The following is a 6,435-nucleotide window of genomic DNA, read 5'->3' on the forward strand; positions in this document are numbered from 1 at the left end:
TTCGCCCCCACGACAAGCCTCTGACTATTCGAACAGCGTGCATGCCATGACGATTGCGTCTTCACGCCCGCCCACTGCCGGGTAGTAGTCCCGCCGCCGACCTATTTCGTTGAAACCGTATCGCTCATACAAACGATAGGCAGACCGGTTGCTGTCTCGCAGTTCAAGAAAGCATTCCCGGCCATTGATCTCGTAAGCGCGCTTCATCAGCTGCTCCAGCAGCATCAGCCCCAAACCACAGCCCTGACTCTCCGGTTTAACGGTGATGTTGAGCAAGTGCGCTTCATCGATGATCACGTTGATCACCCCGTGCCCCACCTGCTGACTGCCTTCGAACATCAGCCATACTTCGTATGACTTCAGCGCATCGATGAAAATGCCCCGCGTCCAGGGATGACTGAAAGCGGCGTATTCGATCTTCAGCACGGCATCCAGGTCAGCTTCGGTCATGCGGCGAAACGTTACTGCGTCATTCATCTACGGTCTTCCAACGGCCCATCAATTGACGCATGGAGCGCCACACTTCGGCCTTTCGCTGCGGCTCGTCCATCAACAGTTCCAGACCCGGCAGCGCCCAGGCTAACCCCAGGCCATCGACCTGGAGCTCAAGATTGTAAGATTCAGCATCCGTTTCAGCCGCGAAACGCAGCGCCGGAAGGCCGATCAGCCATAGGCAGGTGCAGGGTTGTTCTTCGACGCGTGCGTACAGAAAACCCTGAACGAAATCCCGCGCTGCTTCGGGCCCTTGATCCATTTGCCCACGCACCAGCAGCGGCCAGCGCACAGGCTCGCCGATGATCTGCGGACTGTCCGGCAGGCCGGCGGCGCGGAGCATGTCTTTGAGCAACAGATAGGAAGGGTCGCGGCTTTGGAACGGCTCGCCGGTCACCAACTCCACGAGCAACAGGCAACTCCCGGCGCGCAGCAGTTGCAGGGCAAAACGTGGCGGCGGCGCAACCGGCGCTTTCACCACGGCCGGTGCGGCCTCTTCCTCCTGCACCACTTTTGGCTTGGGCGCGCTGGAGGGGCGAGGGATTTCGATCTTTGGCCGCTCGACGGTACGCGCAACGGGTGTCGGCGCGACGGAGGGCGAATCGCGATCCGGCGCGCGAGGCGTATCCGCCTGAATAACCGGCGCAGGCGCCTCTTCAAGCTGCGGCACCGGCGCAAGCAATTCGGGACGCGATGGCGCAGCAAAAGGCAATTCAGTGCGCGGCAGCCAGCTGACCACCTGCATGGCGGTCAGATAAGCGCGACGACGAGGCTCGTTGAGCAAAGGTCAGCTACCTGTGGATAAAGTCAGGCGGAAGATTCTACAGGCCTTCACCGCTTCACGCCGCTGTTGATCGACTGAGGGTGAAAAACGAGCCCGGCGATGCAGTACAATCGCCGCTTTTATTTGCCAGTCAGCGACCATCCGATGATCGAACCTAAGCGCGTCCTGCGCGCCCTTGCCGAACACTGGGCGCTTCTCGAGCCACTCTGCGAGCACTTCGACCAGGGCACTCTGAGCCTGAGCGAACTGCGTTTGCAGCTGGCGGCCCAGCAACTGGAAAGCACGCCCCAGGACATCACCACTCTGCTGGACGTCTGGATTCGGCTCGACATTCTGGTGCCGGTCGCAAAAAGCCCGAACCGTTTCGAGCTGAACGCGCAGATCCACGATTTCCTGTCCTACCTGCGGCGCGAGCATCGGCTGGGCTTGTGCCTGGAAATCGAAGCGTACCTGCGCCACCTCGAACGGCTGGCCGGCTATATACAGGAAGCCTTCGACGCCCGGGACGCCAATGACCTCGCGCGGCAACTGCGCCTGCTCGACATGCGCGTACGCGACGTCCTGAAGAAGCTCGCCAATGACGAACAGGCCCTTGTGTCCGTGGCCGAACGCGCCAAGACCAGTGACCGGCAGATTCCGCTGCGTCAGCGTTACGCGGAAGTGCTGGCGACCTGGGATGAATACGTCGAGCCGATGATCCAGCTGGTGAACGCCGATGGCGCCTTCGAACAGGGCGTGCGCAAGGTCGAGAACGTGCTGCTGCGCATGCTCACCGACCAGCAACGTCTCGGTCATCTGGTTGACGACGACATGCTCCTGCGCACCCACGCCCGCATCCTTGAAATGCAGACCAGCGCGCAATTGACCTTGCGGCACGCGCGTGAACTGCTGCTGCCACTGCGTGAAGAAGCGCGTCGCCACAACGCCGTGACGCGCGGTGCTGCCCTCGCGCTGTCGGCGATTCGTCGACGGGGGCTCGACGCGGTGCCACAAGCGGCGATGCCGATGTTCACCCGCCCGCAAAGCACGTTCCTCGGCAGTGCCAATCAGGTTGAAGCGTACGTGTATGCGCTGGCGCGCTTCGAGCCGAAACCGGCGCGCTTCCCCAAGGCCAATATCACCCGAAAGGGCGAGCCGCCTCGCGCGCCGCGCACGGTCAGGGAAATGGTCGAGCGCTGCGAAGACGCTCTGCCGATGCCGGATCTGATGGTCTGGCTGCTGGAGCAGGAGCCCACCGGCGCGACCGATGAATTGCTGTATTGGTTTTCGCGGCTGTCGCGAGACAAACGCTTCAAGCGCGAGCGCCTTGAGCGCCGCGAATACCTGACCCAGGAGCACCGCGTCAGCCTGCGCTCCTTCGCCCTGCTCTCGAGCAAAGACGCCACCCCAGAGAATTCCGAGGGCACCGCCCATGCATCTTGATCTATCCGAAATGACCCAGCTGGCGCCGATCTTCCGCGAGCTGTTCAAGGGCTACCACGTCAGCCGCCGCGACCCGGAGCTGTACGCGCAACTGTCCAATCTTCAGGACCAGTACCGCGGCCTGTTCAAGGCGTTGGGCTTCGAGCTGGTCTGCGACACTCGTGGGTTCTACTACTTCGTGCCTGATCTGGCAGCCGCGCAGGTCAACAAGACCGCGCAACGTCTGGCGCTGTTCACATTCATCCTCGTCGAGCATTTGGCCGACCAGGGCCGCGATCCGGTCGCCGTGCTCGATGGCGGCAGCCTGGGCCGTGACGAATTGCCCTCGCTGCTGGAAAAGTACCGCGATCTGTTCCTGCAAGCTGAGGTCCAGACCCAAGAAGAGCTGGAAGAAAAAATCATGCGCCGCATAACCCAGCTGGGATTCGCCGCCGAAGAAGTAGGCATTTATCGCTTCCTGCCGCCGATGCATCGCTTCCTCGACGTCTGCCTGTCCGTGCAGCAGGACCGTGATCTGGCGGCCAGCCTGCACAGCGCCCTGCCGTTGCCGGCCCCGGTGCTGATCGACGAAGACAGCGATGAGAGACTGCTGGAAACCGACGACCCGCTGGACCTCACCGAATTCGATGAATCCGCAGAAACCGAAGAGCAAGCGCTAGCCCGGGCAATCGCTGAAGAACAGGAGCATGACGCATGAGCCAGGAACGCTACGGCATACGCCGCTTTGCGCTGCTGAACACGGCCGGTTACAGCCTCGGGTTGTTTCCACTGGAGCATCCGCTGTCGGTCTACGGCGCGAATAACCTGGGCAAAAGTGCGTCGATCAACGCTCTGCAGTTCCCGATTCTGGCGCGCATGTCGGACATGAGCTTCGGCAAATACAGCCTCGATCAATCGCGCCGCTTCTACTTCGCTTCCGACACCAGCTACATCCTCGTCGAAGTCTCCCTGCCCCACGGCCCTCATGTGATTGGCGTGGTCGGTCGAGGCCCGGGCGGCGGTTTCGGTCATCAGTTCTTCGCCTATGCCGGCAAGCTGGACCTGGCTCACTACCAGAAGGACGACACCTGCCTGCGCCAGAAAGAGCTGTTTGCCAATCTGGAAAGCCAGGGCCTGAAAGCCTATGAGCTCAAGCCCGATGAACTGCGCCGTTTGCTGGTCGGTGGCCATACGTCGATCCCGCTGGACCTGACGCTGATTCCCCTGCGCTCGACCAGTGAGCAGAGCCTCAAAACGTTCCGGGCGCTGTTCATCAACTTGCTGCACATGCGCGAGATCACCGCTGCCAAATTGAAGCAGCTGTTTCTCGACGCGTTTGAGCACAGCCTGCGTTCCGGCAGCGTCGATTACATCGCCGCGTGTGAAGAAGCCTTCCGTGACGTACGACGCATGGAGCAGGACTACAACGCACTGGTGCTCGCCGGGCCGCTGGTTGAAGCGCTGGCCAATGGCGTGAGACAGCGCGACATCCTCCGCGGCAAGCTGCATCGCCTGTCGCCATTGCTCGACTCGCTGCTGGGCACATGGCAGGACTACTCCAACGCGCGCAAAGAAGAGTTGGTCATCCAAAGCGAGCACTACCGTAACGAACAGGATTCGCTGCAGAACGACCAGCGGGGCAGCACTCAAGAGCTGATGCGGCTGGAGCGTGAGATCAGCAACATCCAGCGCTGGATCGGCGAATTGGCGGTGTTGAAGAACCGCTTCGCGCTGGTCGACGACGTTAAAATCCTGGAACAACAGTTACTGGCTGCAAAAGACGCCCACGATGAACTGGCCGGCGCGCTCGCGCAGTCGCGTCAATTCAGCGCCGAGGATCTGGATGAGCGCCTGCGCGATCTGGAAAAACGCCTGAAATCAGTCAAGCAACAGCTCGATCATGCGGACAACAACAGTTATGCCCGCCTCCGCGAAGAGTTCTCGCAGCCTGATGTAGAGCGTCTTATGCGCCTGTTCAACAGCGCGCTGTTCAGCTTGCCACTGGGCGAGCAAGGCATCGCGCTGGATGATGGCGATGCATGGGTCAAATCCCTCGAAGCGATTCTCGATGGGTTCAAGGGCGAACGCTTTGAAGTACCCGGCCTGACTGTCAACCTGTCGAACATCGAGCCACCTGCCCTCCAGGCGCTGGCCGATCGCGCCGCGCTGCGTGATCAGAAGGAACGCCTGGAGAAGGAACTCAAGCAGCTAAAGACTCAACAAGCTGTCGCGGCCGACCGTGCGGCGAGCAAAACCCAGACTGAAGCGTTGTATCAACAGGTGCTGGACGCGCAGAAGGCGCTCGAAGACTTCCGCCGCGCTCAAACATTGAGCGCCGAAGAGGGCGAGAAGCTTGAGCAGTTGGCCCAGATGGAAGCGGCGCAGGATGAGCTCAAGCGCTCCAGTGATGCATTCACCGAGCGCGTTCAACAACTGTCGGCCAAGCTGCAGCTGATCGGTCGTCAGATCGGCGATCTCGAATCCAAGCAACGCACGCTGGATGACGCGCTGCGTCGTCGTCAGCTGCTCCCGACCGATCTGCCGTTTGGCACGCCGTTCATGGAGCCGGTTGATGACTCGCTGGAGAACTTGCTGCCACTGCTCAATGATTATCAGGACAGCTGGCAGGGCCTGTTGCGCTGCGATGGTCAGATCGAAGCGCTGTACGCGCAGGTGCGTTTGAAAGGTGTCGCCAAGTTCGACAGCGAAGATGACATGGAGCGGCGTTTGCAACTGCTGATCAACGCTTACGCTCACCGGACTGATGAAGCGCTAACTTTGGGTAAGGCACGTCGTGCCGCTGTGACCGACATCGCTCGGACGCTGCGCAACATCCGCAGCGACTACGACAGCCTTGAGCACCAATTGGCGCTGTTTAACCGTGAGATCAACCGCCGGCAGGTTTCCAACCTGGAGAGCTTCCGTATTGTGCTCGCGCCGAACAAGGAAGCGCTCAAGCACATCGACCAGATCATCCATAGCGCCGGTCAGTACGAAGAGGGCGAGACACTGTCGGTGTTCGATCTGAGCCAGAGCGCCGAGCAGGACAACAAGAACGAGGAAGCCAAAGAGTATCTGGCTCGCCTGGTTGCAGCTAACCACAACCAGCTCGGCTTGAAGGACTTGTTCGAACTCGCGTTCGAGATCACCAAGGTCAACAGCCAGCCGGTTATCCATACCGACATTGATGGAGCGGCGTCAAATGGCACGACCATGACCATCAAGGCACTGACCAACATGTACCTCTTGCTGCACCTGATGGATCGCGAGCAGGCTGGACGGATTCGTCTGCCCTACTACCTCGACGAAGCCGCTGACATTGATGAAAGAAACCAGGCAGCGTTGCTGGAAACTAGCCTGCAACTGGGCTTTGTACCGATTCTGGCGAGCGTTAAGCCTCAAGTGTCGGCACATGTGGCCATTGACCTGGAAGGCGGCAGTGGGCCAGCCGGGATCTACATTGACGAAGCAGACTGGAAGTACATTCAACGTCGTGATGGGGCTACTCCGTTAAAAGCGACCCAAGCAGTTGAAACGCTAAGCGAGTAAGTAAGTCGCCTGGTAGCAGAAAGCCCCGCAGTGATGCGGGGCTTTTTTATGGGCGCTGATTATTGGCTGCTTACTGTTGGCTGTTGGCTGTTGGCTGTTGGCTGTTGGCTGTTGGCTGGGCAAATAACTTTTCCGCGCGCAAAAACAAAACCCCATCTGCTTTCGCAAATGGGGTTCTGGAATTTAATCTTGACGATGACCTACTCTCA

General features: G+C 60.0%; 4 protein-coding genes and 2 pseudogenes. 3 read left to right on the forward strand and 3 right to left on the reverse strand.

Going from position 1 to position 6,435, the window contains the following annotated elements:
• Positions 1-24: 24 nt before the first annotated feature.
• The 3 genes and pseudogenes from rimI to IFT47_RS28355 all read right to left on the reverse strand — a co-directional run.
• Positions 25-477, reverse strand: coding sequence for a ribosomal protein S18-alanine N-acetyltransferase (gene rimI, locus IFT47_RS25785; RefSeq protein WP_192174967.1), 453 nt, complete (start codon positions 475-477; stop codon positions 25-27).
• A pseudogene (locus IFT47_RS25790) lies at positions 470-1,072 on the reverse strand (energy transducer TonB); the annotation flags it as partial. The gene rimI and the pseudogene IFT47_RS25790, both read right to left, overlap by 8 nt.
• Before the next feature lie 80 nt (positions 1,073-1,152).
• Positions 1,153-1,276: pseudogene (locus tag IFT47_RS28355) on the reverse strand (energy transducer TonB); the annotation flags it as partial.
• Positions 1,277-1,420: 144 nt separating this feature from the next.
• Between IFT47_RS28355 and mksB the strand changes: the two are divergent.
• Genes mksB through mksF form a run of 3 tightly spaced genes read left to right on the forward strand, consistent with a single transcriptional unit; the run spans position 1,421 to position 6,226 of the window.
• Positions 1,421-2,698 carry an Mks condensin complex protein MksB gene (gene mksB / locus IFT47_RS25795; RefSeq protein WP_192174971.1) on the forward strand — a complete coding sequence of 426 codons (1,278 nt, stop codon included), beginning with the start codon at positions 1,421-1,423 and terminating at the stop codon, positions 2,696-2,698.
• Positions 2,688-3,395, forward strand: coding sequence for an Mks condensin complex protein MksE (mksE, locus tag IFT47_RS25800; RefSeq protein ID WP_192174969.1), 708 nt, complete (start codon positions 2,688-2,690; stop codon positions 3,393-3,395). Before mksB ends, mksE begins: the two co-directional genes overlap by 11 nt.
• On the forward strand, positions 3,392-6,226 hold the full coding sequence (gene mksF / locus IFT47_RS25805; RefSeq protein ID WP_192174970.1) for an Mks condensin complex protein MksF: 2,835 nt from the start codon (positions 3,392-3,394) through the stop codon (positions 6,224-6,226). Before mksE ends, mksF begins: the two co-directional genes overlap by 4 nt.
• The last annotated feature ends 209 nt before the right edge of the window (positions 6,227-6,435 follow it).

The sequence above is a fragment of the Pseudomonas sp. CFBP 13711 genome, from assembly GCF_014842265.1.
Lineage (GTDB): Bacteria > Pseudomonadota > Gammaproteobacteria > Pseudomonadales > Pseudomonadaceae > Aquipseudomonas.